Annotated in this window: 29 protein-coding genes and 1 pseudogene; 21 read left to right on the forward strand and 9 right to left on the reverse strand. The window is 69.2% G+C overall.

The features are described from left to right. Positions 1–72: 72 nt before the first annotated feature. The 3 genes from BLA60_RS10760 to BLA60_RS10770 all read left to right on the forward strand — a co-directional run bounded on the left by BLA60_RS10760 (position 73) and on the right by BLA60_RS10770 (position 2,147). Positions 73–861: a TetR/AcrR family transcriptional regulator gene (locus BLA60_RS10760; protein WP_075132684.1), complete on the forward strand. Its 789-nt coding sequence runs from the start codon at positions 73–75 to the stop codon at positions 859–861. 156 nt (positions 862–1,017) lie between these two features. Continuing rightward, positions 1,018–1,632: a DddA-like double-stranded DNA deaminase toxin gene (locus tag BLA60_RS10765; RefSeq protein ID WP_075132685.1), complete on the forward strand. Its 615-nt coding sequence runs from the start codon at positions 1,018–1,020 to the stop codon at positions 1,630–1,632. Beyond that, a complete protein-coding gene (locus tag BLA60_RS10770; RefSeq protein WP_075132686.1) occupies positions 1,629–2,147 on the forward strand; it encodes an Imm1 family immunity protein in 519 nt (172 codons plus the stop codon). Before BLA60_RS10765 ends, BLA60_RS10770 begins: the two co-directional genes overlap by 4 nt. Before the next feature lie 459 nt (positions 2,148–2,606). Here the strand turns inward: BLA60_RS10770 and BLA60_RS10775 are convergent, their stop codons facing one another. After that, entirely contained in the window at positions 2,607–3,446 is an 840-nt protein-coding gene (locus BLA60_RS10775) for an alpha/beta fold hydrolase (RefSeq protein WP_075132687.1), read from the reverse strand. Positions 3,447–3,548: 102 nt separating this feature from the next. On the opposite strand from BLA60_RS10775, the gene BLA60_RS10780 reads away from it, so the two are divergent. Both BLA60_RS10780 and BLA60_RS46520 read left to right on the forward strand, forming a co-directional pair. Next, positions 3,549–4,028, forward strand: coding sequence for a MarR family transcriptional regulator (locus BLA60_RS10780; RefSeq protein ID WP_211288686.1), 480 nt, complete (start codon positions 3,549–3,551; stop codon positions 4,026–4,028). A gap of 140 nt (positions 4,029–4,168) precedes the next feature. Then, positions 4,169–4,597 (forward strand): annotated as a pseudogene (locus BLA60_RS46520) (TetR/AcrR family transcriptional regulator C-terminal domain-containing protein); the annotation flags it as partial. A gap of 136 nt (positions 4,598–4,733) precedes the next feature. Here the strand turns inward: BLA60_RS46520 and BLA60_RS45435 are convergent. The 3 genes from BLA60_RS45435 to BLA60_RS10790 all read right to left on the reverse strand — a co-directional run bounded on the left by BLA60_RS45435 (position 4,734) and on the right by BLA60_RS10790 (position 6,004). Further along, entirely contained in the window at positions 4,734–5,399 is a 666-nt protein-coding gene (locus tag BLA60_RS45435) for a hypothetical protein (protein ID WP_245811931.1), read from the reverse strand. 76 nt (positions 5,400–5,475) lie between these two features. After that, positions 5,476–5,637 carry a hypothetical protein gene (locus BLA60_RS43115; protein ID WP_154814269.1) on the reverse strand — a complete coding sequence of 54 codons (162 nt, stop codon included), beginning with the start codon at positions 5,635–5,637 and terminating at the stop codon, positions 5,476–5,478. Between the two features lie 139 nt (positions 5,638–5,776). Then, complete coding sequence (locus BLA60_RS10790) at positions 5,777–6,004, reverse strand: hypothetical protein (protein ID WP_075132689.1); 228 nt, start codon at positions 6,002–6,004, stop codon at positions 5,777–5,779. 551 nt (positions 6,005–6,555) lie between these two features. On the opposite strand from BLA60_RS10790, the gene BLA60_RS10800 reads away from it, so the two are divergent. The 3 genes from BLA60_RS10800 to BLA60_RS10810 all read left to right on the forward strand — a co-directional run bounded on the left by BLA60_RS10800 (position 6,556) and on the right by BLA60_RS10810 (position 7,805). Further along, positions 6,556–7,383 (forward strand): helix-turn-helix domain-containing protein, encoded by an 828-nt coding sequence (locus BLA60_RS10800; protein ID WP_075132691.1) that lies wholly within the window; start codon positions 6,556–6,558, stop codon positions 7,381–7,383. Beyond that, on the forward strand, positions 7,380–7,547 hold the full coding sequence (locus BLA60_RS10805) for a DUF397 domain-containing protein (protein ID WP_075132692.1): 168 nt from the start codon (positions 7,380–7,382) through the stop codon (positions 7,545–7,547). The genes BLA60_RS10800 and BLA60_RS10805 overlap by 4 nt, the downstream gene beginning before the upstream one ends. A gap of 93 nt (positions 7,548–7,640) precedes the next feature. Continuing rightward, the gene (locus tag BLA60_RS10810) at positions 7,641–7,805 is read left to right on the forward strand and encodes a DUF397 domain-containing protein (protein ID WP_075132693.1); all 165 of its coding nucleotides are present in this window, start codon (positions 7,641–7,643) and stop codon (positions 7,803–7,805) included. On the opposite strand, the gene BLA60_RS10815 is transcribed toward BLA60_RS10810, so the two are convergent. Then, a complete protein-coding gene (locus BLA60_RS10815) occupies positions 7,802–8,626 on the reverse strand; it encodes a phosphotransferase (RefSeq protein WP_245811932.1) in 825 nt (274 codons plus the stop codon). The genes BLA60_RS10810 and BLA60_RS10815 overlap by 4 nt on opposite strands. Before the next feature lie 116 nt (positions 8,627–8,742). On the opposite strand from BLA60_RS10815, the gene BLA60_RS10820 reads away from it, so the two are divergent. From BLA60_RS10820 to BLA60_RS10835, 4 genes are all read left to right on the forward strand, one after another. Then, a complete protein-coding gene (locus tag BLA60_RS10820; RefSeq protein ID WP_075132694.1) occupies positions 8,743–9,633 on the forward strand; it encodes a bile acid:sodium symporter family protein in 891 nt (296 codons plus the stop codon). 109 nt (positions 9,634–9,742) lie between these two features. After that, positions 9,743–11,977: a (Fe-S)-binding protein gene (locus tag BLA60_RS10825; protein WP_075132973.1), complete on the forward strand. Its 2,235-nt coding sequence runs from the start codon at positions 9,743–9,745 to the stop codon at positions 11,975–11,977. A gap of 54 nt (positions 11,978–12,031) precedes the next feature. Beyond that, the gene (locus BLA60_RS10830; RefSeq protein WP_075132695.1) at positions 12,032–13,933 is read left to right on the forward strand and encodes a 2-oxoacid:acceptor oxidoreductase subunit alpha; all 1,902 of its coding nucleotides are present in this window, start codon (positions 12,032–12,034) and stop codon (positions 13,931–13,933) included. Beyond that, positions 13,930–14,973, forward strand: coding sequence for a 2-oxoacid:ferredoxin oxidoreductase subunit beta (locus BLA60_RS10835; RefSeq protein WP_075132696.1), 1,044 nt, complete (start codon positions 13,930–13,932; stop codon positions 14,971–14,973). Before BLA60_RS10830 ends, BLA60_RS10835 begins: the two co-directional genes overlap by 4 nt. On the opposite strand, the gene BLA60_RS43120 is transcribed toward BLA60_RS10835, so the two are convergent. Next, positions 14,970–15,131: a hypothetical protein gene (locus BLA60_RS43120; protein WP_154814270.1), complete on the reverse strand. Its 162-nt coding sequence runs from the start codon at positions 15,129–15,131 to the stop codon at positions 14,970–14,972. The two genes, BLA60_RS10835 and BLA60_RS43120, sit on opposite strands and share 4 nt — an antisense overlap. Positions 15,132–15,304: 173 nt before the next feature. Here BLA60_RS43120 and BLA60_RS10840 point away from each other — a divergent pair, with 173 nt between their 5' ends. The 5 genes from BLA60_RS10840 (at position 15,305) to BLA60_RS10860 (ending at position 19,929) form a co-directional block, all read left to right on the forward strand. Continuing rightward, positions 15,305–15,814, forward strand: a complete 510-nt coding sequence (locus tag BLA60_RS10840; RefSeq protein ID WP_075132697.1) for an aromatase/cyclase — start codon at positions 15,305–15,307, stop codon at positions 15,812–15,814. A 1-nt stretch (position 15,815) separates the two neighbouring features. Further along, a complete protein-coding gene (locus tag BLA60_RS10845; protein WP_084734822.1) occupies positions 15,816–16,748 on the forward strand; it encodes an AMP-binding protein in 933 nt (310 codons plus the stop codon). Further along, positions 16,745–17,257: a flavin reductase family protein gene (locus tag BLA60_RS10850; protein ID WP_075132699.1), complete on the forward strand. Its 513-nt coding sequence runs from the start codon at positions 16,745–16,747 to the stop codon at positions 17,255–17,257. The genes BLA60_RS10845 and BLA60_RS10850 overlap by 4 nt, the downstream gene beginning before the upstream one ends. Positions 17,258–17,369: 112 nt before the next feature. Next, a complete protein-coding gene (locus BLA60_RS10855) occupies positions 17,370–19,169 on the forward strand; it encodes an AMP-dependent synthetase/ligase (protein WP_075132700.1) in 1,800 nt (599 codons plus the stop codon). A gap of 238 nt (positions 19,170–19,407) precedes the next feature. Beyond that, entirely contained in the window at positions 19,408–19,929 is a 522-nt protein-coding gene (locus tag BLA60_RS10860; RefSeq protein ID WP_075132701.1) for an RICIN domain-containing protein, read from the forward strand. An 85-nt stretch (positions 19,930–20,014) separates the two neighbouring features. Here the strand turns inward: BLA60_RS10860 and BLA60_RS10865 are convergent, their stop codons facing one another. Together BLA60_RS10865 and BLA60_RS10870 are read right to left on the reverse strand one after the other, a co-directional pair. After that, positions 20,015–20,830 carry an enoyl-CoA hydratase-related protein gene (locus BLA60_RS10865; protein WP_075132702.1) on the reverse strand — a complete coding sequence of 272 codons (816 nt, stop codon included), beginning with the start codon at positions 20,828–20,830 and terminating at the stop codon, positions 20,015–20,017. Positions 20,831–20,839: 9 nt separating this feature from the next. Next, positions 20,840–21,400, reverse strand: a complete 561-nt coding sequence (locus BLA60_RS10870; protein ID WP_075132703.1) for a TetR/AcrR family transcriptional regulator — start codon at positions 21,398–21,400, stop codon at positions 20,840–20,842. A gap of 51 nt (positions 21,401–21,451) precedes the next feature. Here BLA60_RS10870 and BLA60_RS10875 point away from each other — a divergent pair, with 51 nt between their 5' ends. The 4 genes from BLA60_RS10875 (at position 21,452) to BLA60_RS44765 (ending at position 25,868) form a co-directional block, all read left to right on the forward strand. Beyond that, positions 21,452–22,624, forward strand: coding sequence for an FAD-dependent monooxygenase (locus tag BLA60_RS10875; protein ID WP_075132704.1), 1,173 nt, complete (start codon positions 21,452–21,454; stop codon positions 22,622–22,624). Positions 22,625–22,739: 115 nt separating this feature from the next. Continuing rightward, positions 22,740–23,381, forward strand: a complete 642-nt coding sequence (locus BLA60_RS10880; RefSeq protein ID WP_084734873.1) for a M50 family metallopeptidase — start codon at positions 22,740–22,742, stop codon at positions 23,379–23,381. Positions 23,382–23,395: 14 nt separating this feature from the next. Further along, the gene (locus tag BLA60_RS10885; protein ID WP_075132706.1) at positions 23,396–24,655 is read left to right on the forward strand and encodes an aldehyde dehydrogenase family protein; all 1,260 of its coding nucleotides are present in this window, start codon (positions 23,396–23,398) and stop codon (positions 24,653–24,655) included. Between the two features lie 352 nt (positions 24,656–25,007). Beyond that, positions 25,008–25,868 carry an N-acetylmuramoyl-L-alanine amidase gene (locus tag BLA60_RS44765; RefSeq protein ID WP_075132707.1) on the forward strand — a complete coding sequence of 287 codons (861 nt, stop codon included), beginning with the start codon at positions 25,008–25,010 and terminating at the stop codon, positions 25,866–25,868. Here BLA60_RS44765 and BLA60_RS10895 read toward each other — a convergent pair. Next, positions 25,836–26,192 (reverse strand): winged helix-turn-helix transcriptional regulator, encoded by a 357-nt coding sequence (locus BLA60_RS10895; protein ID WP_075132974.1) that lies wholly within the window; start codon positions 26,190–26,192, stop codon positions 25,836–25,838. The genes BLA60_RS44765 and BLA60_RS10895 overlap by 33 nt on opposite strands. Between the last annotated feature and the right edge of the window lie 81 nt (positions 26,193–26,273).

Raw genomic sequence — 26,273 nt, forward strand, 5'->3', positions numbered from 1 at the left:
CCTCCAATATCGTACGGCGTACGGAGACGACGCTACCGTACATCGTACGGAGAAACTAGGATGTTACGCATCATGGCGAAACGATCCGACAAGCCGGACGACCGGCACTACGGCGGCCGGGGCGACCCGGTCCGCAGCATGGAGCTGCTCTGGCGCGACCGGTCGGCGCCGGCGCGCGGCCGAGGCCCCAAACCCGGCCTGACCGTCGAACGGATCGTCACGGCCGCGATCGACCTGGCCGACGCGGAGGGCCTGCCCGCCCTGTCGATGCGCCGCGTGGCCCAGCGTCTCGGCGTCGGAACCATGTCCCTGTACACGTACGTCCCCGGCAAGGCCGAACTGATCGACGTCATGTTCGACACCGTGTGCGGCGAGCAGGACCCGATCCCGTGGGCGGAGGACTGGCGGGAGCGCCTGGAGCTGATCGCCCGGTCGACCCTGGGGATGTACCGCCGGCACCCGTGGATGCTGTCGGTCATGGCGAACTCCCGGCCGCCGCTGGGCCCCAACAGCATCGCCAACTACGACCGCGACCTGCGCGCCGTCGACGGCCTGGGCCTCACCGACCTGGAGATGGACTCGGTGGTCACGATGCTCGCGGTATACGTCCAGGGCGCGGCCAACACCGTCGTCGAGGCCGCCAGCACCGAACCGGCGACCGGAGTGTCCGACCAGGAATGGTGGGAGACCTACGGCCCCCTGCTGGCGAAGGTCTTCGACGCGGAGAAGTACCCGACGGCGGCGCGCATCGGCGCCGTGGCGGGGGAGACCTACCAGTCCGCCTACGACCCCGACCACGGTTTCGAGTTCGGCCTGACCCGCCTGCTCGACGGCGTGGCCGCCCTCATCGCCTCCCGCTGATCTCCCGACCGGCGAACTGGCGTGTGATCGCACAGGTTTCGACGTGCGCCTCGATAGGATTCGCCCAGGAGCCGGCGGTCGGGTGAAGCACGACCTGACTCGGCGCTCACGACAGGGAAGCCACAACCTGACAACTGGGCTCGGGGGCATCCGAAGATGGCACTGAAGCCAGCTGGCAAGACCCTCTCGTCCCTGACCGGCATCGCGGTCATGGCCGCTGTGCTCTGGTTCCTGCTCAACTTCGTGTACGCGCCGAGCTGCGGTCGGTTCGCGTGCGGCTACGAACCATCCTGGTGGCCGCGAGCCTCGGCTGACAGTGGTGAGGCTTGTCCGGATAGCCTCAGTGGAGCCGCGACGGATGCCGGGTGGGCCGCCGCTCGGTTGGAGTCGATCGCGGACAAGAAGGTCACGACAGGTCTCGCGTACGACCAGGACGGTACCGAGCACAGCTACACCAGCGGTGAGAAAGATGACCACTACCAGCGTGCGGTCAAGGTCCTGCGAGAAGTAGGTGCCAAGCCGTCGCGAGGCGGCACGTATCCATCCGCGTCGCATGTCGAGGTCAAGGTGGCCGCCTTGATGAGGGAGAACGCCATCAGCGAAATGGTGTTGGTGATCAACCATCCTGGGGGCGTCTGCTCCGCTGGCTACGGGTTGAGTTGCAGCGAGGTTCTATCGTCGGTGCTGCCGGTTGGAGCGCGGCTGATCGTGTGGGCGCCGCCGTACGTTGAGGAAGGACGACCCCGCGTGATCGAGGGGGCAGCACCATGACCGAATCGAGCGAGCATGTGGTCGTCGGCCAGGGCAACGGTGACATCTGGCCGAGGGTGGTCGCGGACCATCCGCACCAGCGCGTCAAGCTGGTGGACCTGCTCTTGCGTGATCCCGGTTATGAGGGTGTCTACGCTCGTGTTCACGCCAGCGTGAACTTCTCCGTGCGGAACCGCCGTGCGGACGACACCAACAAGTGGCTGACCGTCGGCTTCTACGCCAAGTTCGGCGCCGCCCTGTTCGTCGACGAGACCACGCCAGAGGGTTCGGACTGGTGCTGGGGGGCGCTACGTCCCACCCCCATCGAAGACCCGCCCCCGATCTACTACGACCAGCCCACCGGCACCCTGTTTCCCCCACGGTGTGTGATGCCGCTGGGCGAGCTACGAGAAGTGATCTTGGAGTGGGTCCGCACCGGCCAACGGCCGACCTCCGTGGAATGGTTGCCGATCAACGGCCTGGCCTGGGACCTGACCGATGACGGCAGGGTGCACGTGCCGAATCCCGCCCACTAGGTGCGCTGTGGCGAAACGATCCGACAGGCCGGAGGACCGGCACTAATGGTGGGAGACCTACGGTCCCCTGCTCGCGAAGGTCTTCGACGCGGAGAAGTACCCGACGGCGGCGCGCATCGGCGCCGTGGCCGGGGGAGACCTACCAGTCCGCCTACGACCCGGACCTCGGTTTCGAGTTCGGCCTGGCCCGGCTGCTCGACGGCGTGGCCGCCCTCATCGCCTCCCGCTGACGCTCCCCGCCGGAAGGGTGGTCGCGCGTGTCGTGGTCGCCGGCCGGCGGCGGGTGACGCGATGGCTCACCGGTTCGTCGCCACGTCGTGGCCGTGGTTCGGCGGTGGGGGCCTCAGCCTGGTGACCTGCTCTTGCTGAGCGGTGTGGCAGGGCGGAACGGGTTGTGGACGTTGCTTCGTCCGTTCGTCGGGATCGCGTCGGTTGGCCGGGGGATCCGTGGGGCTCGGGTCAGGTCGCGTTGTGCAGGGTGTGGCGTAGTTGGGCGGCGTAGGCCCTGGGGTGGGTGGTGTTGCCGTTGTGGCCGCCGGGGAACTCGGTCAGGTCGGTGTCGAGGAGGGTGGCGAGTCGCTGGGCGCAGCGGTGATCGAAGACGGTGCGCGGGGTGGTGCGTCCGGCGGCGGGGACGATGCGGACGTCGGTCAGTGCGGCGATGTCGGCCTCGTCCAGGGCGTCGTGCACGACAGCGGTGAAGTCGTGCTGGATGAAGTGGTCGAAGTTGGCGATGCGTTGCGGGGTCATGGGTTGCGGGGTCAGGTTGGGCTCGGTGTCCTGGTTGGTGGGGTCGATGCCGAGGACCGCGGCGATCTGTGGGAGGGCGGCGGGTAGCCCGCCGTCGCGGTAGGTGTGCTGGAGGTCGAGCAGTTCGCGTTCGTGGTGGGCGCGTTCGGCGGCGGGCAGCAGCCAGGGCGCGACGGGTTCGTGGGCGATGAGGGTGCTGATCTGGCCGGGGTGGCGGACGGCCAGGTGGAGTCCGATGACGGCGCCGAGGCTGCACCCGAGCATGAGGGCCGGCTTGTCGGTGAGGGCGGCGAGCAGGTGGTGCACGTCGTCGGCGTGGTCGGGCAGGGTGGCCGGCCGGGTGGGGGTGCTGCGGGACAGACCGCGGCGGTCGTAGGTGAGCACGGTGTGGTCGTCGGCGAGGTGGTCGACCAGGTCGGTGCTGCGGTTGGCGTCCCCTTCGCCGCTCTGGCTGATCAGCAGGAGCGGTCCGGTGCCGCGGACCTCGTAGTGGAGGGTGGCGCCGGGGACCGGCAGTGTCCCGGTCGTCGCGGTGGTGGTGCTGGTCATCGTTGAGTCCTCGGGTCGGTGGTCAGGCTGCCGGGACCACGGTAATCCATCAGATCAGATGTATCTAGTCTGATGTATCTGATCTGATGTATTGTCGGTCACGTGAACGGAATCGAGTTGTTCCTGCTGGGGCGCACGCTGATGAAGATCGGCGAGGAGGCCATCCCGACCGACGGCGTCGGCCAGCACTCCACCAGTGACCGGTCGGTGCTCATCGTGGCCAGCGACATCCGCGCGCACCCCGGCGGCTCGGTCGGGCAGATCGCCGAGCGCACCGGGTTCCCGCAGAGCAAGGTGTCCGCCTGCGTCGCCCGACTCCGCGAAGCGGGCGCGATCGACACCACCGTCGACCCCGCCGACCGCCGCCGACTGATGGTGTGGCCGGCGGAGCGGATCTCCCCCCGCGTCGCACACGTCCGCTCGGCGCCGATCGACGGCGCCCTCGCCGCGGCGCTGGGTACCGATGACCCGCGGCGGATCGCCGAGGTCGTGGCCGCGTTGGACACGCTCGCCCGGCACCTCACACCCCAGGCGCTCGCCCGGCTCCGGACCACGTCCGACTCCTCGCCCAACACCGACTGACCGGACTGGTTCCGGCGTCACCACATCCACGGCATTTCTCTCCATGAGACGCCACAACGGGCCGGCTGCGGTTTTCAATCACAAGCGAATGCTCAGTTTCGCGAAGAGGAGAGTGTCAGCTCTCCCGATCGCACCACTCGATGCGCAGTGGTACTACTCGGCCGTGCGTCGTCAGTGCCTGGCGGTGGTGCCGGAGATCCCCGGCGTGGTTCGGCCGTTGGGTTCGCGGCGGAACCACGACGGTCGAGTCGTCGTTGTCGGACGGCGGCCCGCCGAGTGCCGAGCACTGTCCGAACGGGACCTACTACGGCATTCCGGGGCGGTCCGTGGTGGACGAGTGGAGGGAGCAGCTGGAATGGATCGCCCGGTTGACCCTGGGGATGTACCGCTGGCATCCGTGGACGCTGTCGGTCATGGCGAACTCCGTGCCGCCGCTGGGCCCCAACAGTGTCGCCAACTACGACCGCGACCTGCGCACCGTCGACGGCCTCGGCCTCACCGACCTCGAAATGGAATTGGTCGTCACGATGCTGGCGGTGTACGTCCAGGGCGCGGCCAACACGGTCGTCGAGGCCGCCAGCACCGAACCGGCGACCGGAGTGTCCGACCAGGGTTTCGAGTTCGGCTTGGCCCGACTGCTCGACGCGTGGCCGCCCTCACCGCCTCCCGCTGACCGTCAGACGACTGCCGATGCCAGCCGGGGGTTCATGGCTCGGGCGGATGGGTGCTGGAGGCAGGGTGTACGAACCTGGTCGGGGGCGGGTCATGCGCCCACGGTTGGGCCTGTCGGGGATAGCTCCACTCCAACTGTGGAGGTAGATCCTCCTCGGCGACCACCCGTTTCCCGAACGGTCCTCGCGGCACCATCGTTGCCGGGCGTTGCCAGGTGACCGACTGTGGAAGGTGGCCTGTGTTGACGTACTCGGCTCCCGCTCGGCGTATCTGATCGGCGGGGAGGAAGGGGCGGTCGGCGTAGATCTGCCTGCCGAAACGCACTCGGCCTGGTGCGGAGTTGTGCTCGTCCACGGTGAGCAGGGCCACTGGTGCGCGGTCCTCGCGTTCGTCGGTGGTAAATCTGGCCCACCCGGTGTCTCCGGTGACGATCAGGTCCAGCGAAACGGCAGGCTCGCGGCCCTCCAGGTACGGGTCGACGGCGTCGAACCAGACGAACAGGATGGCGCGGCTCAGAAACGTGGTGGTCCTGATCAGATCGGCTATCGCCCGCTGTTCCTGCCGGGTATAACCGAAACGCCAGCCGGCGCGCGAGTCGCACTCCAGGTAGGCGCTGACCACGAAAGGCGCGTCCGGAGAGGCCGTGACCAGGAAGGCGTGGCCCTCCGTGTCGTAGTACACCAGATGGTCGGACCTCATCCGGTCACCCGCCGTCGCGGAACACGAGCGGCTCTCCGGAGGTGACTTCCTTCGGTGAGCCGGTGCGCTTGACGTCTCAGCAACAACCGCATCCGCAGATGCACTCGCTCTCGGGGCGCCGTGTGCCCTCGACGAGTTCCCGGTACGGGATGCCGTCGCCGTATTTCTCGGTTACTCGGCGGATGAGGTTGATGCGGCCGGGGTTGATCGGGTCCAGGCCGCTCACGGCGTTGCGCATCGTGCCCACCGGGAATCTGGTCCCGTCGAGTGCGCTGCATTCCTCCGCGAGGCGGGTGATGGACCAGTTGTGCTCGTGCAGCCACGTGCGAATACGGTCACGGTCTAATTTTGGCACGGTGTTCCAGAAAGTGAGGGCGTCAGTTCTCTTCGTCGCACCATTCGATGCGAAGTGGCATTATGCGGCTGTACAGTGAAAGGGCGCTTTCCGGGGTGTCGGACACTCCCAGCAGGTGCTGGCCGTTGGGGCCGCGGCGGAAGACGACGACCGCCGAGTCGTCGTTGTCCGACTGGACCCACATGCACGCCGCATAGACGCGGTTCGGCCGGTCCTCGACGGCCGACAGGGTGAAGGGGACGATGTCCACGAGAACTCTCCGGTTTCTGGTGAAAGTGAATGTGTCGGTGCCGGTGGCATCAGTGCAGGAGGCGCATCACCAACGGTGACGGGAGTCCGTCCGGTGGTGCGCAGCGCCCGAAAGGGGTGTGTGTCGGCATGTCACGGGTCGGTGTGGGGAGCTTGAACAGGGCGCGGAGACACCAGCGGGCGCACCGGGTCGGGGCGTGGTACTCCCAGTGCACGCGGGTGGGGTCGAACAGTTCCTCGTCGTGGGGTGCGCGGTAGGCCAATGCCCTTCCGCTGGGGTAAAGCTGTACTACGTCGGTGACGGTGTCGTGCAATCCTGCGTTTGCAGGCCATGCAAAAGAGGCGGCGAGGAGTGCCGGGTTGTCGGCCGGACCCCAGCGATACAATGTGAATCCCCGGTGGCGCAGTTCGACGAGTAGCGCGTCGTCCACGCCTGGTGTCCAGCGGTCTACGGAAACGCTCATTGGCTCTCCAGGCTCCTCATGTCGTGGAGCCAGATTAAAGTAATGTTCTGAAGCGTGCTGGCCGTTTCAGAAGCTGAAAGGAACGAGCATGGCTGGTAAGGCGCAGCCGACGGCGCGGGACCGCCAGGTGGGGGCACGGTTGCGGGTTCTCCGCGACGAAAGTGGCTTCACCCTGGCACGCCTGGCGCAGACATCGGGACTGAGCGAGGCGACCTTGAGTCGCATGGAGACAGGCAAGCGCGCGGTCACCCGCGAGGAGGTCGCGATGGTCACGACGGCACTCAAGGTCCCGATCGCGGAACGCGAAAGACTCATGGACTTCGTCGTCACCGGCGACAGCGGCGGCTGGTGGGACCAACCCCTCCCTGGTATCCCGGCGGAGATGGGCTTGCTTGCCAGCTATGAGGCCGAGGCCAACGAGTTGGTCGACTTCGCCCTGTTCATCGTCCCCGGACTGTTGCAGATCGAGGAGTACGCACGGGCCGTCTGGACGACGTGTGGGTTCTCGATGGACGATGCCGACATGCGATGGGTGGCCCGCGCGCGACGGCAACGGATCCTCGGTCGGGTGGACTACACGGCGTTCATCCACGAAGAGGCGATCCGAACCCCGTTCGGTGGGCCGAGAACTCTTCGTGCACAGGTGAAGCACCTGATCGAGGTTCGAGACCGGGGTGTTGACGTTCGACTGGTGCGCGGACGGCAACCGAACGGCGCTTTGCTGCACAGCTGGCACTACATGGGTTTCCCGAGTGTCACTCCCATCCTCAACGTCGAGGTCTACGACGGAGGGTTCTACCTACAAGATGACCGAGTCGAGCCCTATACGCGCCAACTGGAGATGCTTGATGAGCTTGCCACTTCAAGATCCGAAACCGGGGCTATGCTCAAGGCAGTCTTGAAGGAGGTTTCATGAAGTGGCGTAGTTCTTCCTACTCGGGTCCGAACGGCAACTGTGTTCAGGTGCGGGGTGACCTGGCTGCTGTGCGGGACAGCAAGGAGGTGGGTGGGCCGCTTCTGGCCGCGCCTGCCCTCCGGGAACTGGTCCGGGATGTGAAGGCCGGTCGCTTCGATCGCTGACCGAGCGTGACAGAAGCCCTCCGGCCGCTGGCTGGAGGGCTTCTTCCTGTGGGGAGAGTCGGTCACACTGGGTGTGGCGACGGAGGAGGTCTCATGACGTGGCGTAGTTCTTCGTACTCGGACGACATCAACTGTGTTCAGGTGCGGGGCGACCTGGCTGCCTTGCGGGACAGCAAGGACGTGAGCGGGCCGCTTCTGACGGTGCCGGCTCTGCGGGAGCTGGTTCGGGGCGTGAAAGCCGGTCGCTGGAGCCGTTAGCCGCCGAGAAGGCCGTTCGCATGGTTCGTCAGTGGCCCGAAGAGGTCGGGGTACTCGTCTCCGTCGATGCGACGGAACAGCCGCGCGAGGACGTACAGCTGCGCTACCCGCCCTGACGGTGTGTCCAGCGCCTCGGCGAACTCGGCGTGAACGCGCTCGGCGACCGAGGGGACCAGCAGGCTGTAGCAGTACAGGGTGGCCTCGTCCAGGCCAGCCGGGCCAACTCCCCACAGTTCCCAGTCGACCAGGCCGAACCGTGGACGCAGGAGGTTCGCCCAGTGCAGGTCACCGTGCACGGTTGACCACTGCGTGACGGTCGTGTCGACGTCGCCGAACCGCTCGCGGACACGTCGGGTGACCTTCTCCTGATCGGCGTTGACCCGCTCCGTCGGTGTCGACGCCAGCGTCGCCACGGCACTTCTGAGGTCGGTCCACCACTGTGCGGGGAGTTCTACCTGGTCGCGGAGGGCGTCGGTGGGTGAGCACCGTTCACCGGACAAGTGGGTCATCAGCTCCGCGCGTTGGCGGCGCCCGTCGGACCACTCGTAGATGTCGATCACCTGAGGTTTGCGGAGGCCGGTGACCGCGTCGGCGTCGGCGGTGCCGGTCCAGTGCTCGCCGGACGCCCACTCCGGCTCCTGCGAGACGACCCGCAGCCACCGGTCGCCGTCGGCCCCCACGGCCGGGGCGCTGATCGAGCGCAACCGCCACCCGAAGACCGGCTCTCCCGTCAGGGCCACGTCGAAGTGGTGCGCGGTGCGGTCAAGGTTGTTCCGCATCCACCGCCGAAACCAGGCGTCGGCCTCGCTGGTGTCGGTCACGCCCGCATCTTCCCTGACGGCCGTCACGACGGCAGGACCGAAAGTCGACCGTTGACCGGGCATGAGCGGCCGTCCGGGCTATTGCCATCCACCCGTTTTGTTGCGAATGTCCGCTGATGAACTCGTCGACCGCGACCACGGTCTTCCTGCCGATCGCTCTCGGCGTCGTCATGCTGGGGCTGGGGTTGTCGCTGACCACCGCCGACTTCAGGCGGGTCGTGCGGTATCCGAGGGCCGCGGCCGTCGCCCTGGGGTGTCAGATCCTGATCCTGCCGGGGCTGTGTCTGGGGCTCGTTCTTCTCTTCGATCTCGCGCCGGCGCTGGCGGTGGGGATGATGTTGCTGGCCGCCTCACCTGGCGGGACGACGGCGAACCTGTTCAGCCACCTCGCCGGCGGGGACGTCGCGCTCAACATCACGTTGACGGCCATCAACTCCGTGCTCGCCGTGGTCACGTTGCCGATCGTCGCCAACCTGGCGTTGGACGGGTTCATGTCGGGGGACGCGGCGATCGGGCTGCAACCCGACAAGCTCGTCCAGGTGTTCGCGATCGTGCTCGTGCCGGTCGCGATCGGGATGGTCGTGCGGGCCCGCGCCCCGCGCGCCACGGCCCGGCTGCAACGGCCCGTCAAGATCGCTTCCGTGCTGGTCCTGGTGTCGGTGATCGGGGCGGCGGTCTACCAGGAGCGGGACAACGTCCTGGACTACATGCAGGCCGTCGGGCTCGTCGCCTTGTTGCTCTGCGTGGTGAGTCTCACGGTCGGGTACCTGGTGCCGCGTGCCTTCCGGGTGCCTCGGGGACAGGCCGTGGCCTCCTCGTTCGAGATCGGGGTGCACAACAGCACCCTCGCGATCACGATCGCGCTCAGCCCGGCCCTGTTGGACAACCCGGAGATGGCCGTGCCGCCCGCCGTCTACGGCATCCTGAGCTTCCTACCTGCGGGTGTACTGGCCTACGCGATGAACCGGCGCGCCCGCGAAAGGGTCCTGACCGGTCAAGGCGACTAGCGGGGTAGGTCACAACCCCGTTGCGCGTCGGGCGCCGACATCGGAAATACTGGCCGGTAATAAGCAAAGCTGACAGCCGTCAATGTGGTCGTCGGAGGCGGAGGCGTTCGTGGTCGTTCGTTTGATCCTGGGTCTGCTGATCACCTTCGTGGTGCTGGGCCTGGCCGGGCGCCGGGCGAAGTACCTGTTCGACCTGATCCGCTCCGGCCAACCCGTCGACCGGTTCGACGACCTCCGGGCGCGGCTGTGGGCGCAGGTCAAGGAGGTCTTCGGCCAGCGCAAGCTGCTGAAGTGGTCCATCCCGGGCGCCGCCCACGCCTTCACCTTCTGGGGCTTCGTCATCCTGCTGTCGGTCTACATCGAGGCCTACGGCGTGCTGTTCGACCACGACTTCCACATCCCGATCATCGGCCGCTGGTCGGCGCTGGGCTTCGTCCAGGACTTCATCGCGGTGATGGTGGCGCTCTCGCTGGGCGCCTTCGCGATCATCCGGCTGCGGCAGAACCCGGAGGTGCGCCAGCGCGCCTCCCGCTTCTACGGCTCGCACACCGGCGGCGCCTGGCTGATCCTGTTCATGATCTTCAACGTCGTCTGGACGATGTTCGTGTTCCGGGGGGCCGCCTCGGCGCTGGGCTACTTCCCCTACGAGTCCGGCGCGTGGGTCTCGCTCGGCGTCGGTGAGCTGCTCGAACCCCTCGGGCACACCGCCAACGAGTGGATCGAGTCGATCGCGCTGCTCGCGCACATCGGCGTGATGCTCTCGTTCACCATCATCATCCTGCACTCCAAGCACCTGCACGTGTTCATCGCGCCGATCAACGTCTCCACCAAGCGCCTGCCCGACGGCCTGGGCCCGCTGCTGCCGATGGAGTCCGGCGGCCAGCCGATCGACTTCGAGGAGCCCGACGACGACGACGTGTTCGGTCGCGGCAAGATCGAGGACTTCACCTGGAAGGGCATGCTCGACTTCGCCACCTGCACCGAGTGCGGGCGATGCCAGAGCCAGTGCCCGGCGTGGAACACCGGCAAGCCGCTGTCACCCAAACTGGTGATCATGGACCTGCGCGATCACCTGTTCGCGAAGGCCCCGTACCTCATCGGCGGCCAGGACATGCCCGACCACAGCGGCGTCGACGTGCTGGCGCTCGCCGAGGGCAACGGCCACCACGGCGTCCCGGAGTCCGGCTACGCGCGCGTCCCGGAGGACAGCCCCGCGCAGGCCACCCGCCCGCTGGTCGGCACCGCCGAGGTCGGCGGCGTCATCGACCCGGACGTGCTGTGGTCGTGCACCACCTGCGGCGCGTGCGTCGAGCAGTGCCCGGTGGACATCGAGCACGTCGACCACATCGTCGACATGCGCCGCTACCAGGTCATGATCGAGTCCGAGTTCCCGTCGGAGCTGGGGACGCTGTTCCGCAACCTGGAGAACAAGGGCAACCCCTGGGGCCAGAACAACTCCGAGCGGATGGACTGGGCCAAGGACCTCGACTTCGAGGTGCCGGTGTTCGACGGTGAACTCGCCGAGGACGTCGAGTACGTGTACTGGATCGGCTGCGCGGGCGCGTTCGACGACAACGCCAAGAAGACCGTGCGGGCCACCGCCGAGCTGCTGCACATCGCGGGCGTCAAGTACGTGGTGCTCGGCAAGGAGGAGACCTGCACCGGTGACCCGGCGCGCCGCGCCGGCAACGAGTTCCTGTTCCAGATGATGGCCCAGCAGACCGCCGAGATGCTCAACACCGTGTTCGAGGGCCGCGAACCGGTCAAACGCAAGATCATCACCACCTGCCCGCACTGCATGAACACCCTGGCCAGGGAGTATCCGCAGCTGGAGGGCATGATCCCGTCGTTCTCCGGCACCAACGGCCACTACGAGGTGCTCCACCACACCCAGGTGCTCAACCGCCTGGTGCGCGAGGGCCGGCTCACGCCGGTCAAGCCCGCCGACAACGACGGCGCCGCGCCGGTCACCTACCACGACCCGTGCTATCTGGGCCGCCACAACAAGGTCTACGAGCCGCCGCGTGAGCTGGTCGGCGCGGCCGGCGCCACGCTCACCGAGATGCCCCGCCACGCCGACCGTTCGCTGTGCTGCGGCGCGGGCGGCGCGCGGATGTGGATGGAGGAGCACATCGGCAAGCGGATCAACCTGGAGCGGGTCGACGAGGCGCTGGACACCAACGCCAAGGAGGTCGTCACCGGGTGCCCGTTCTGCCGGGTGATGATCACCGACGGGCTGGTGCAGCGGCAGAGCGAGGACAAGGGCACCGACGTCAAGGTCCGCGACGTGTCGCAGATGCTGCTCGAATCGGTCAAGCGTGGCCTGCCGGTGAGCAACGGCTGACCGGCTCCAGCAGGTCTCGTCCGGTCTTCCGCCACCGCCGCCGACACTGGGGCGGTGACCACCGGAGCTGAACGTACGCCGCCGCCGGTCAAGCTGGACCGGGTCGTGATCAGGTTCGCCGGGGACTCCGGTGACGGTATGCAGTTGACCGGTGACCGGTTCACCTCGGAGGCGGCGGCGTTCGGGAACGACCTGGCGACGTTGCCGAACTTCCCGGCCGAGATCCGCGCGCCAGCAGGCACCCTGCCGGGGGTGTCGTCGTTCCAGCTGCATTTCGCGGACTACGACATCCTCACGCCGGGTGACCGGCCGGACGTGCTGGTCGCGATGAACCCGGCGGCGTTGAAGGCCAACGTCGGCGACCTGCCGGCCGGCGGCACGGTCATCGTGAACACCGACGAGTTCTCGAAGCGGAACCTGTCGAAGGTCGGGTACGCGGTCAGTCCGCTGGAGGACGGCTCGCTGGACCGGTTCGTGGTGCACGCGGTCGCCATGGCGACGCTGACCCAGGGTGCGCTCAAGGAGACCGGGCTGTCGAAGAAGGACGCCGAGCGCTGCAAGAACATGTTCGCGCTCGGTCTGCTGTGCTGGATGTACCACCGGCCGACCGAGGGGACCGAGCGGTTCCTGCGGGAGAAGTTCGCCCGCAAACCCGACATCGCCGAGGCGAACGTGCTGGCGTTCCGGTCGGGCTGGAACTACGGGGAGACCACCGAGGCGTTCGCGACGACCTACGAGGTCGCGCCGGCCTCGGACTTCCCGCCGGGGCGCTACCGGCAGATCACCGGGAACACGGCGCTGGCGTACGGGATCGTGGCCGCCGGGCAGCGCGCGCGGCTGCCGGTGTTCCTGGGCAGCTACCCGATCACGCCCGCGTCCGACATCCTGCACGAGCTGGCCAAACACAAGAACTTCGGCGTCACGACCATGCAGGCCGAGGACGAGATCGCCGGGGTGGGGGCGGCGCTGGGCGCGGCCTACGGCGGCGCGCTGGGCGTGACGACCACGTCCGGGCCGGGCATCGCGCTCAAGTCGGAGACCATCGGCCTGGGGGTGATGGCCGAGCTGCCGCTGCTGGTGATCGACGTGCAGCGCGGCGGTCCGTCGACCGGGCTGCCGACCAAGACCGAGCAGGCCGACCTGTTGCAGGCCATGTTCGGGCGCAACGGTGAGTCGCCGGTGCCGGTGCTGGCGCCCCGGTCACCGGGGGACTGCTTCACCCTGGCGCTGGAGGCGGCGCGGATCGCGCTGGCCTACCGGACGCCGGTGCTGCTGCTGTCCGACGGCGCGATCGCCAACGGCTCCGAACCGTGGCTGATCCCGGACGCCGACGACCTGCCCGACCTGCGGGTCACGTTCGCCACCGAGCCGAACGCGCCGGACGGGTCCGGTGAGCACTGGCCCTACGTGCGGGACCCGCGAACCCTGGCCAGGGACTGGGCACTGCCCGGCGCCCCCGGCCTGACCCACCGCATCGGCGGGCTGGAGAAGGCCGACGGCAAGGGCAGCATCTCCTACGACCCCGACAACCACGACCGGATGACCCGCCTGCGCCAGGCCAAGGTCGACGGGATCACCGTGCCGGACCTGGAGGTCGACGACCCGTCGGGCCAGGCCGACGTGCTGGTGCTGGGCTGGGGTTCGACGTTCGGGCCGATCGGCGCCGCGTGCCGGGTGCTGCGCCAGCGGGGACAGCGGGTGGCGCGGGCGCACCTGCGGTACCTCAACCCGTTCCCGGCGAACCTGGCCCAGGTGCTGGGCTCCTACGAGCGGGTGATCGTCCCGGAGCTGAACCTGGGGCAGTTGGCGATGCTGGTGCGTTCCCGGTTCCTGGTGGACGCGGTGCCCTACACGAAGGTCGCCGGGTTGCCGTTCACCGAGGAGGAGTTGGTCGAGGTGGTGTCGCGGCACGTCGAGGACGTCGCCGGCGGGACCTGGCTGTCGGAGGCGGCATGACGATCGATCTTGGGCTGCCGTCGTTGGGTGGTCTGGACGGTGTCCCGGGCGCTGAGGGCCCGCAGAAGGCCAAGGACTTCAAGTCGGACCAGGAGGTCCGGTGGTGTCCTGGCTGTGGTGACTACGTGGTGTTGAACGCCATGCAGTCGTTCCTGCCGTCGCTGGGTTTGCGACGGGAGAACATCGTGTTCATCTCGGGGATCGGGTGTTCGTCGCGGTTCCCGTACTACATGAACACCTACGGCATGCACTCCATCCACGGCCGGGCGCCGGCGATCGCGACGGGCTTGGCGGTGACGCGGCCGGATCTGTCGGTGTGGGTGGTGACCGGTGACGGGGACGCGTTGTCGATCGGGGGGAACCACCTGATTCACGCCCTGCGCCGGAACGTGAACCTGAAGATCTTGTTGTTCAACAACCGGATCTACGGGTTGACCAAGGGGCAGTACTCGCCGACCAGTGAACCGGGGAAGGTCACGAAGTCGACGCCCGTCGGATCGCTGGACCACCCGTTCAACCCGCTGTCTCTGGCGATCGGCGCGGAAGCGACGTTCGTGGCGCGGACGTTGGACAACGACCGGGCGCAGCTGACCAGCATCCTCACCGCCGCCGCCCAACACCGCGGCTCGGCACTGGTGGAGATCTACCAGAACTGCCCGATCTTCAACGACGGCGCGTTCGACGTGTTGAAGGAGCCGGGGCAGGCTCGGCTGATCCCGCTCGAACACGGGAAACCGATCGTGTTCGGCGACCAGGCCGTCATCCGGACCGAGCACGGGCTGGGCATCGCCGCGGCCGACCAGGTGTCGGACTCCGACATCGTGGTGCACGACGCCACCATCGACGACCCGTCCTACGCCTTCGCCCTCACCCGACTCTCCACCCAGAACCTCGACCACGTCGTCACCGGCATCTACCGCGACACCACCCGCCCCACCTACGACGACCAAGCACGACAGCAGGTGGACAGCGCCGCCGGGACCCGACCGCCCGACCTTCAGCGCCTGCTCGACGGCGCCGACACCTGGACGGTCACCTAGGCGGCGCGGTAGACCACCGGCGGCTCGTCCGGCTCCCGCGACCACTCGCGGAACGCCCGCACGACCAGGTTCTGGAAGCGGGGCGGATCGTCCTCGCGGGCCTGCGCGATGACCACCGCAGGCCGGCGCTGCCTCGGTACGTCGGTTCTGCCCTCCATCGCTCCAGCATGTGAACCTCGGCTCAAGTGTCGGTGGAACGAGGAACGAGCCTCACTCCAATAGCACACCCGACGTCGCGAATGTCCGGTTGTTCAGCGTGGCTCGACCAGCGTTCCAGTGCCGGTGAGGAAACTCACAGGTAGGTGTTCCTTTGCCCGGAGGGGGCGATGTCATGGAACAGCGGATCTGGACCGCACGACACAACGTCAGGGTGCCGGTGACCCCTGGCCAGGCCTACCAGCTGATCGCCAACATCGAGAACTATCCGAAGATGTTCGACTCGGTCATCGCCGTCGAACGCCTCGGCCACGACGGAACCAACGAACGAGTGCGGTTCTGGGGGACCTTCGGCGACCACCGGGGCAGCTGGGTGTCGGTGCGCGAGGTCAACCCCAAACGGATGCGGGTCCGGTTCCGGCAGGAACGCTCCACCGCGCCACTGGCCTCACTCGGCGGGCGCTGGCTGGTCACCCCCCGGGGCGCGGGCGCCGAGGTCGTGCTCGACCACTACTTCCGCGTCGTCGACGACAACGACGCCGCGGGCCAACACCTGGAGCGGGTCGTCGCCCGATCCGCCACCGCGATGCTGGAATCGCTGCGCCAGGTCACCCAGGGCGGCGACGCCTACGAGATGTGGTTCCCGCTGTCGGACGCCGTCCGGGGCCTGGAGGGAGTGAGCTGACATGAGCGGCGCATCACGGCCAGCACGGCCGTCCCGGCCGTCACGGCCGGAAATGGAGGTGCCGGTCGGTTCGGCCGACGTGTTACCCAGGCTGGCCGCCCGCGCGTGGCCACACCGAGCGGCCCTGCGCACCGGCACCCGCACCGTCACCTTCGGCGAACTGGACCGCGACGTGTCCCGCCTCGCCTTCGGCCTACGCCACCTCATCGGCGGCGACGGGCTGCCGGTCATCGTGTCGGCCACCCTCGGCCTGGACTTCCCCACCGCGTACTACGCGGTCGTGCGCAGCGGCAACGTCGCGATACCGGCGAACCCGAGAATGCCGGCCGAGACCTTCGCCGGACTACTGGCCGACAGCGGCGCCCGGGTCGCCATGCTCGGCAGGGTCATGTACGAACGGGTCCGCCGGGTCCTGCCACCCGGTGCCGGATTGTCGGGTGCCGGGTTGTCCACAGGCGACTCGTTCGCCGGTGAGAATCGTCGGTCCCCCGCAGTAGGCTGGAATGCGGGGGGCCCCCGCAGGCCCGGCGCCGCGCCTGATCGCGCGCTTGGCCACGTACTTGAGCATGTGCTGCTGCTCGACGCGCCCGCCGAGGCCGGTCAGCTGACCTGCGCCGAGCTCTCCACCCGGGGCATCCTGACCGTCGACCCCACCGACCGGGCCGAGCACGCGGAGGCCGCCGCCGGCCGCAGCCACTACGCGGTGAAGGCCGCCGCGTTGGCCCGGGCCGGTGTGTTGGACCCCGGCTCGGTGGTGCTCAACACGACCTCCTCGTTCCATCCCGATGATCTCGGGGCCGCGCTGGTCGCGGGCGCCACCCAGGTCCTGTGGAACAACCCGGATCCGGCGACCGCGTTGCGGGAGGCGGCGGCCCACCGGGCGACGCACGTGTGGCGCGACGGTGACCGGGCGGTGCGGGCGGTGGCGTCATGATCAGGACGTCGACGGTGTACCCGTGTTCGGTCAGTGACGCGATGGCGAACTGGCCGACCGGCATGGCGGTGATCACGACGGCTGATCGCGATGGCTGGCGGTGGGGGTTCACGGCGAGTTCGGTCAGTCAGGTGTCGGCGCGTCCGCCGATGATCTCGGTGTGCATCGACCGGGACGCGCACTGCCGGCCGGTGTTCACGGCCGCCGACGCCTACGCCGTGCATGTGCTGCGCACCGGTCAGGAGGAGTTGGCGGACCGGTTCGCCGGCGGCGCGGCCGACGGTTTCGACGACCTGGTCGTGGGCACCGGGTTCGAGGACGTGCCGCTGCTCGACGACGTCGCGGTGCGTCTGGAGTGCCGGCCGGTGCAGCAGATGCCGGCGGGTGACCACGTGATCCTGATCGGTGAGGTCGTGCGCGCGCGGACCGGCCCGCACGATCCGCTCGTGTACCTGGGCCAGGGGTTCCGTCGGCTGGCCCGGACCACCACGTTGCCGCACGCCAGCTGAGTTCGACGCGTCCGTTTGTCGTAAATGCCCTGATATCATGGACGGCTCGGGTGGGGGACCTCTACGATCACGCGATCCACGGGTGCCCCAGAAGCCGCAGCGGAGCGTGCACATGACGAACGAGACCCCGTCGAACTCGGCCAACGCCACGTTGTGCGCGGCCTTCCAGGAGCATGTGCGCCGGACCCCGGATGCCGTGGTTCTGCGGACTCCGGGGAACCGGGTCGCGATCACCTGGCGCCAGTGGAACGAGCGGGTGCGCTCGATCGCCGCCGGCCTCGCCGCGATGGGTGTCGCGCGGGGCGACACGGTGGGCCTGATGATGACCAACCGGCCCGAGTACCACGTGGTGGACGCGGCCGTGCTGCATCTGGGCGCGACCCCGTTCTCGATCTACAACTCCTCGACGCCCGACCAGATCGGCTACCTGTTCGGCAACGCCGGCAACAAGGTCGTCTTCTGTGACGAGCAGTTCCTGTCGCGGGTGCGGGAGGCGGGTGGCGTCGAGCACGTGGTGTGTGTGGACGGTCCGGCCGAGGGTGCGCTGACCATCGCCGACGTGGAGGCCAGGGGCGCCGACGACTTCGACTTCGACGCCGCCTGGAAGGCCGTCTCTCCCGAGGACCTGGCGACGATCATCTACACGTCCGGCACCACGGGCCCGCCCAAGGGCGTGGAGTTGACCCACGCCAACGTGATCGCCGAGGCGGACGCGGTCCGGATCCTGCTGGAGGTCCAGAACGGCGACCGGGTGTTGTCGTACCTGCCGGCGGCGCACATCGCCGACCGGGTGACCGCGCAGTACTTCGCCATCATGTTCGCCATCCAGGTGACGTGCGTGGCGGACCTGGCGAAGATCGCGGAGGGCTTGGCGGACTGCCGCCCGCACTCGTTCTTCGCCGTCCCGAGGGTCTGGCAGAAGTTCAAGGCGGCGATCGACACGGGCCTGGCGGCCGAGCCGAGCCCGGTGAAGCGCAAGATCGCCGCGTGGGCGATCGACACCGGCATCAAGGCGGCGCGGCTGGAGCTGGCCGGGCGCCCTCTGCCCGCCGCGCTGGGCTTCCAGCACCGCCTGGCCGACAAACTGGTTCTGAGCAAGCTCCGCGACAAACTCGGCCTCGACCAGGCGCGAGGCCCGGCGTCGGGTGCGTCGGCGATCTCGCCGGACATCCTGGAGTTCTTCTGGGGTTTGGGAATCCGCATCTACGAGGTGTGGGGGATGTCGGAAACCGGCGGCGCCACCACGGCGAACGCCCCCGGCCACACGAAGCTGGGCACGGTGGGCCGCCCGGTGCTGAACATGGAGGTCAAGCTCGCCGAGGACGGCGAGCTGTTGACCCGTGGCCCCACGATCATGCGCGGCTACCGCAACGAGCCGGAGCGCACCGCCGAGACGATCAGCGAGGACGGCTGGCTACGCACCGGCGACATCGCCGAGATCGACGCCGACGGTTACGTGAAGCTGGTCGACCGCAAGAAGGAACTGATCATCAACGCGGCCGGCAAGAACATGTCCCCGTCCAACATCGAGAACGCCATCAAGGCCGCGACGTCCCTGGTCGGCCAGGTGGTGGCCATCGGCGACGACCGGTCCTACGTGGCGGCGCTGATCGTGCTGGACCAGGAAGCGGCGGCGGCCTTCGCCGGGAAGCCCACCGCCTCCTCGGCCGAGCTGGCCGAGGACGCGAGCGTCCGGGCGGCGGTGTTGGCCGGCGTCCGCGCCGGGAACGAGAAACTCGCGCGGGTCGAACAGTTGAAGCGGGTAGTCATCCTCCCCGGCTCGTGGGACCCGGGCGGCGTGGAGCTGACCCTGACGCTGAAACTGCGTCGCAAGCCCATCGCCGAGAAGTACCGCCACGAGATCGACACCCTGTTCGCCGACTCCCCACCCGACGGGGTCATGAGCGTGTGAGAGGGGCGGGTTCGGGGGTTGGCGGCGGGCCGTCAACCCAGGGGAGGAACGGAGGCAGATCGGCGGGGACCTGCGTTACCCACGCCGGCTTCCGTTTCTCCAGGAACGACATGACCCCCTCCGCGGTGTCCCCGAGGAAATCCCCCAACGGCTGACAAGGTCACCTTGTCGTGTAATTGCCAGGAACAACCGGGCGCATGCAGTCTGTTGCGAGAGTTGCTCTCCTACGGAGGTTTTCATGCGTCGTCCAGTTCTCCTCGCCGTCGCGGCCACCTCGGTGCTGCTGGTCGGCGTCGCCACGCCCGCCGCCGCGTCGGCCGGCCCGGCGAGAGTGCTGGTCGACTCCTACGTGGTGTCCGCGCACGCACCCGATCTCGCGCTCAGCATCGAGAACGACCCCTCCGAGGTGGGGGCGCGTGCGGAGCTGGCGCCACTCACCGGGGCACCCGAGCAGCGCTGGGAGCTGGGCGAGAACGACATCACCGATCTGCGCAACATCGGCACCGGCAAATGCCTGACGTTCGCCGATGCCCCTGTGCTCCCGCGTCCGGTGGTCCAAGCCGAGTGCGACGGCACCGACCAGCAGACCTGGTACTACGTCGCGGCGGACGCGGGCTTCGACAGCTGGCGGTTCCAGAACGTCGCCACCGACACGTGCATCACCGCAGTCGACCTCAGGCCGGGGGCGCCCCTGTTCGAGGCACCGTGCGACGAGGAGGACACCCGCCAGCAGTGGACCTCGGTCGAACCAGGGCAGTGAGCGCACCACCCGCGATCCCGACCGAAGCGCCGCCCACAATCTCTCCGCGCGAAAGACGTTCCCGCACCTCGGCCGAACTCACCCCTCAAGCCCAAGGAAGAAACGGAGGCAGATCGGCGGGAACCTTCTGTCCCCACACCGGCTTCCGTTTCTCCAGGAACGACAGGACCCCCTCCGCGGTATCTCCCCGGGAAACAGCGTCGGCGATCAGTCGGGAGTCCAACCGCCCGGCCGGGAACGGTGAATCCATTCCCGACATCCGATACAGCTGCTGGCGAACGACAGCCATCGACACCGGCGCGCAGTCGGCGATCAACGAGCGTGCCAGCTCGTAGGCCGCCGCCGCCACGTCCTCGGGTGCGTGCACCGAATGCACCAGCCCGGCAGCCAACGCCTCCGTGGAGTCGAAGACCCGCCCACTGACCATCCAGTCCATCGCCCGCCCCATCCCCACCAGCCGGGGAAGGAACCAGGTCGACGCGCCTTCCGGGTACAGGCCGCGCCGGACGAACACGAACCCGAACCGGGAGTCGGTGGCCGCCAACCGGTAGTCGGCCGGCAGGACGATGGTCGACCCGGCTCCCACCGCCGCCCCGCGCAGCGCCGCGATCACCGGCTTGTTCATCGTGTAGATCCGCAGTGAGCAGCGGCTGGCCGGTTCGACCCAGTCCTCGCCGGCTCCTTCCAGGTCGAGTCCGCCGCCGGACAGGTCGGCGCCGACACAGAAGTCCTTGCCCCGCCCGGTGAGGACGACCACGCGCACCGCGGGGTCGTCGTCGGCGCGGGTGAAGGCCTCGACCAGTTCGTCGGACATCCGCACGGTGTAACCGTTTCGTGCGTCCGGGCGGTCGAGGGTGATGGTCGCGATCCCGTCGGCGGTCTCGTAGGCGATGGTCTCCACACCGGCACGCTACGGCAGGACCAGCCCGATGGCGTCCCGGCACACCGCCAGCAGTTCCGCGTCGTCGAACGCGTCGGCGCCGACGCCGACCAGTTGGTGGTACAGCAATCCGTCGACGAACGCGGTGAGTTCGTGGGCGCGCCGCCGGGGGTGGTCGGCGCCGGCGGCGGCCAGAAGTTTCTCGGCGAGGCCGACGAATCCGGTGCCGTGTTCGACCAGGCGTGCCCGTAGTTCGGGCCGGCGGGTGGACTCCAGGGTCAGTTCGAAACGCGCGAGGGTCCTGGTCCGCCCGTCGGTGAGCCAGCGGCGCAGCAGTCCGGCCATCAGCGCGGCCAGGCCCTCGCGGGTCGGGACGCCGCCCAGGTCGCCGATGTCGGTGCCGTCCTGTTCGGCCATCCGGTCCAGGGCGGCGACGATCAGCGCCTCGCGGGTGCGGAAGTAGTAGGAGGTGGAGCCCTCGGCCAGGCCGGCGGCCCGGTCGACCGCGCGGTGGGTGAGGCCGCGCATGCCCTCGGCGGCGAGGGTGGCGATGGCCGTGTCCGCGATGAGCGTCCGCCGGTCGGGTGTCATGAGCCCACTCTACGGGTGTAGAGTTACTACAGCTGTAGAGGAGGGTTGATCATGGAACGAACAGCGGTCGTGGTCGGCGGGGGAATCGGCGGGCTCGCCGTCGCCGCGGGACTGGTCCGGGGCGGCTGGACCGTGCACGTGCTGGAGAAGGCGCCCGAGTTCAGCGAGGTCGGTGCGGGAATCTCGTTGTGGCCCAACGCTTTCCGTGCCCTGGAGACGGTCGGTGCCCTGGACCGGCTGGACGTCGGACGCATCGGCGGTCTCGGTGGCGTCCGCGACTGGCGGGGCTCGTGGCTGGTCCGCCTGACCGGCCGCCACGACGTCGGCGACGTGGCGACCTCGGCCGTCGTCAGCCACCGCGCCGACCTGCTGGCCGCGTTGCTGGCCGGCCTGCCGGCCCAGGCGCGCCGCTCCGGCGTCCGCGTCACCGGCGTGCGCACCGACGGCCCACGCCCGGTCGTCGAGCACGACCACGGTGAGATCCCCGCCGACCTGGTCATCGGCGCCGACGGCGTGCACAGCGTCGTGCGCCAGGCGGTGTTCCCCGACGCGGAACCGGCGGCCTACGCGGGCGCGACCGCCTGGCGCCTGGTCCTGCCGACGCGCCCCGGCGTGGAAGGCGTGGAAGGCGTGGAAGGCACCGAGACCTGGGGTCCGGGCGCGGTGTTCGGCGCCTTCCCCATGCCCGGCGACCGGGTCTACTGCTACGCCTCCGCCCGCGTCCCCGCCGGCGGCCACGCCCCCGACGAACTCGCCGGCCTGCGTCAGCGCTTCGGCGACTGGCACGACCCGATCCCCGCGCTGCTCGCCACGGCCCGCCCGGACCAGGTCCTGCGCAACGACGTCCACCGGCTGCCCCCGCTGCCCACCTACGTCCGCGGCCGGGTCGTCCTGCTCGGCGACGCCGCCCACGCCATGACCCCCAACCTCGGCCAGGGCGGCTGCCAGGCCCTGGAGGACGCCGCGACCCTGGCCGTCCTGGCGAACGGTGCGGCCGACCTCGACACCGCGCTGCGCCGGTACGACACGCTGCGCCGCCCCCGCACCCAGCAGCTGGCCACCCGCGCCGGTCTGGCCGCCAGGGCGGTCATGCTGAACTCGTCCGCCGCCCGCACGGCCCGCAACCTGGCCCTGCGCCTGCTCCCCACCTCGGTTTTCGTCCGCGGCTCCACCGCGATGCTCGACTGGGCACCGCCCACTCCCGACGAGGCCAGGGCCCTGTGAGCCACCGCGTCCGCCCCCGGCCCGGACGGGCTGACACGGACCAGACCGGGGGTGTGATCGGGTAGGGCGCGTGTGGGACGACCTCTTCGGTGGCCAGCTCGACTCGCCGAACACGATGGTGCTGGTCACCGCTGGTGTGGCGTTGGTGGTCGTGGCGGTGTCGGTGCTGTGGCGCCCTGCCCGTCACGTGATCACGATCGTGCACGAGGCCGGCCACGCGCTCGTGGCGGTGCTGTCGGGGCGGCGGCTGTCCGGGATCCGGCTGCACTCGGACACCTCCGGGCTGACGGTGAGCCGGGGCAAGCCCTACGGGCCGGGGATGGTGCTGACCGGGTTCGCCGGCTACGTCGCGCCGTCGCTGCTCGGGCTGGGGTTCGCGGCGCTGCTGGGGGCCAACCGGGTCACCGGGCTGCTGGTGGCGTGCGCGTTGCTGTTGCTGGGCGTGCTGGTGATGGTGCGCAACGTGTACGGCGTGTTCACCGTGCTGGTCACCGGCGCGGTCCTGCTCGGCGTCGCCTACTGGGCCACCGATCAGGTGCAGGCGGTGTTCGCGCACGTCATCACCTGGTTGCTGCTGCTCGGCGGGCTGCGCGCGGTCGGTGAGCTCCAGACCAAGCGCCGCCGAGGCCGGGCCCGCGACTCCGACGCCGACCAGCTCGCGCGGCTCACCGGCGCCCCCGGCCTGTTCTGGGTGGGGATCTTCCTGCTGGTCGACCTCGCGTGCCTGGTGCTCGCGGCGGGCTGGCTGCTGGGGTGAGGCAGACTAGGGGCATGTCGGTCCTGGATGTCGAACCCTCCGCTGTCACCGAGACGGTCGCCGCCTGCGCCACGGCCGCGAAGAAGGCCGCCCCGGCGTTGGCCAGGGCCACCGACCAGGCGATCGACGGCGCGCTCGCCGCGATGGCCGAGCGGCTGAGCGCGGCCAGGGCGACTGTGCTGGCCGCCAACCAGGCCGACGTCGATGCGGCCGTGGCCGCCGGCATGAGCGCGGGCCTGCTCGACCGGCTGCGCATCACCGACGAACGCCTCACCGCGATGGCGCAGGCGCTGACCCTGCTGGCCGGCACGCCGCACCCGGCGCGCTCGGTGGAACTGGGTGAGCTGCCCGACGGTCTGCGGCTGGTCGAACGCCGCCGTCCGGTCGGCGTGATCGGCGCGAACTACGAGGCCCGCCCGAACGTGACCGTCGACGTGGCGTCCCAGCTGGTCAAGTCGCGCAACGCCGGGGTGCTGCGCACCGGCTCGGCCGCCCTGCACTCGGCGATGACCCTGGTCAGCGAGGTCATCGCGCCGGCGCTGGCCGACGCCGGCATCGACCCCGACGCGATCCAGCTGGTGCCCTCCGCCGACCGGGCGGCGGCCGGCGCCCTGGTCAGCCTGCCGACGCTGGTGCCGCTGGTGATCCTGCGCGGCAGCGGCGAGAGCACCCGCGAACTGGGTCTGCGCGCCGCCCAGCACGGCGTGCGCACCCTGGCCCATGCCGACGGCGGCGGCGTCCTGTACGTCGACCGGGCCGCCGACGCCGACCTGGCGTGCGACCTGATCCGCGCCAGCCTCGACCGGCTCGGCGTGTGCAACCGGCTCAACCTGCTGCTGGTGCACCGGGACCGCTACGAGTCGCTGCTACCCCGCGTCCGAACGGTACTGTCCGAACTGGACGTCACGCCGTCGCTGCCGCCGCACGAGCACGCCATCGGCTACGAGTGGGCGCTGGACGCCGCCAGCGAGGCCACCGTCACCGTCCTGCCGGTCGACGACGCCGCCGACGCCGCCCGCGTCGCCAACGACGAGACCTCCGGCCTGGCCGCCGCCATCGTCACCGAGGACGAGGCGACGGCCGAGGAGTTCATCGCCGCCTACGCCGGCACCGGCGTGTTCTGGAACGCCCCGACCCGCCTGCTCGACGGCTTCAAACTGCTCGGCGTCCCGGAGACCGGCATCAACATCGACAAGGTCCCCGGCCCGCGCGGCCCGGTCACCTACCCGGACCTGTGCCTGCGCCAGTACGCGATCCTGCCCCGCCGGGGCTGACCGCTCCTCGAACTGGAGACGGTGGCCGAGCCCGCTGACTGTCCGGCGCGCTGGCCGCGCCGCGGGCGGTGCTCGGCGAGTTGGGTGTCGCGGAGCGCGAACTCACCACCGAGAGTGACACGGACCTGGCGGCTGGCCGCCGGACGGTCGGTACCGAGAGTGACCGTCGTGGGTTTCTTCCGGTTGGCTCTGGATTTCCCATTGTTCCCCCGATCGGGAGTCCGTTTCTCCTGGTTTCTCGGTGATGCTGTTGTCTCGGTCACCCGGTCGTGATCATGTGAACCGGGGGCTATGGTGCAACGTAGGTAGTCGAAGGACTACTCAGCGTCTCCGTAAAAGGGGGTAAATCAGCATGGCTCCCCTGACGATCGTCAGCAGGGCGCAGTGGGGAGCGCGCTACGCGCGCGGCTTCGGACCGGCGCCGTTGCCGGCACAGGAGGTGTGGCTGCACCACTCGGTGACCGCCGCTCCGCCGGACGACTCCGCGCGCGAGATCGCGGCGATGCACGTGCTCGAGGACATCGGCCAGGATCGGTTCGGCGGTGGGATCTCCTACACCTTCGCCGTCATGCCGTCGGGTCGGGTGTACGAGGGGCACGGTGTCGATCGCGAAGGTGCGCACACCGCCAACCGCAACTCGATCGCCCGGGCGATCGTGTTGGTCGGGAACTACGACGAGCAGCGCGTCACCGACGCGCAGATCCACGCGATCGCCGCGCTGTTGCAGCACGGGCGACGCCACGGCTGGTGGCGCAACCAGCGTTTGGACGGCGGTCACCAGCAGGCGCCGGGCGCGCAGACCGCGTGCCCCGGCCGCAACGCGATGGCCGTGATCGGCCGCATCAACCTGCTCGCCGGCGGTATTCCGGTCGGCGACATACCTGGAGAGGACGAGGAGGACATGGCTCGCTTCCTGAAGGGCGACAGCAACACCCCGATTCCCGGCTCCGACAACACCTACGGTGACGTGGTCTTCAAGGTCGAGTACGACCACGAGTTCGGGTCGATCGCCGTGCGGACCCGCGTTCCCAACCCGAGGGAGCCCGGTTTCCTCGCCTTCCTGGCCACGGGTGGCAAGGTCCACCAGGTGTCCCAGGCGATCCTGGACGCCATCCCCGACAAGGCGACCGCGCGGGACCAGGAGGAGCCGAAGGCCGAGGACGCGGAGAAGGCCGACTGGTCAGCCTTCTGGACCGACACCCACTCCCGGTAGCTCACGCGCGGCCAGCACGGCCGGCAGGTGCTCGTCGGCCCACCGCCGGCAGACCGCGATCAGGTCGAGCAGCGTGCGGCCGAGCTCGGTGAGTTCGTACTCGACGCGGGGCGGGACCTCGGCGTAGACGGTGCGCGTGATCATGCCGTCGCGTTCGAGGGCCCGCAGCGTCTGGGTGAGCACCTTCGGTGTGGTGCGTCGCAGGGGGACACGGATCTCGGAGAACCGCCGGGGTCCGTCCTCCAGGCACACGATGATCATCGCCGACCACTTGTCGCCGATGCGCAGCGGCATGACGCTGCTGGGGCAGTCGGGATGGAACATGTCCGGGTTCAGGGGGTCCACGGTATCCGGAGGGTAGTCCAGTATCTTTGAAGTAACCAGTATCTTCTGGATACCGTCCGG

The organism is Actinophytocola xinjiangensis, from assembly GCF_001921215.1.
Lineage (GTDB): Bacteria > Actinomycetota > Actinomycetes > Mycobacteriales > Pseudonocardiaceae > Actinophytocola > Actinophytocola xinjiangensis.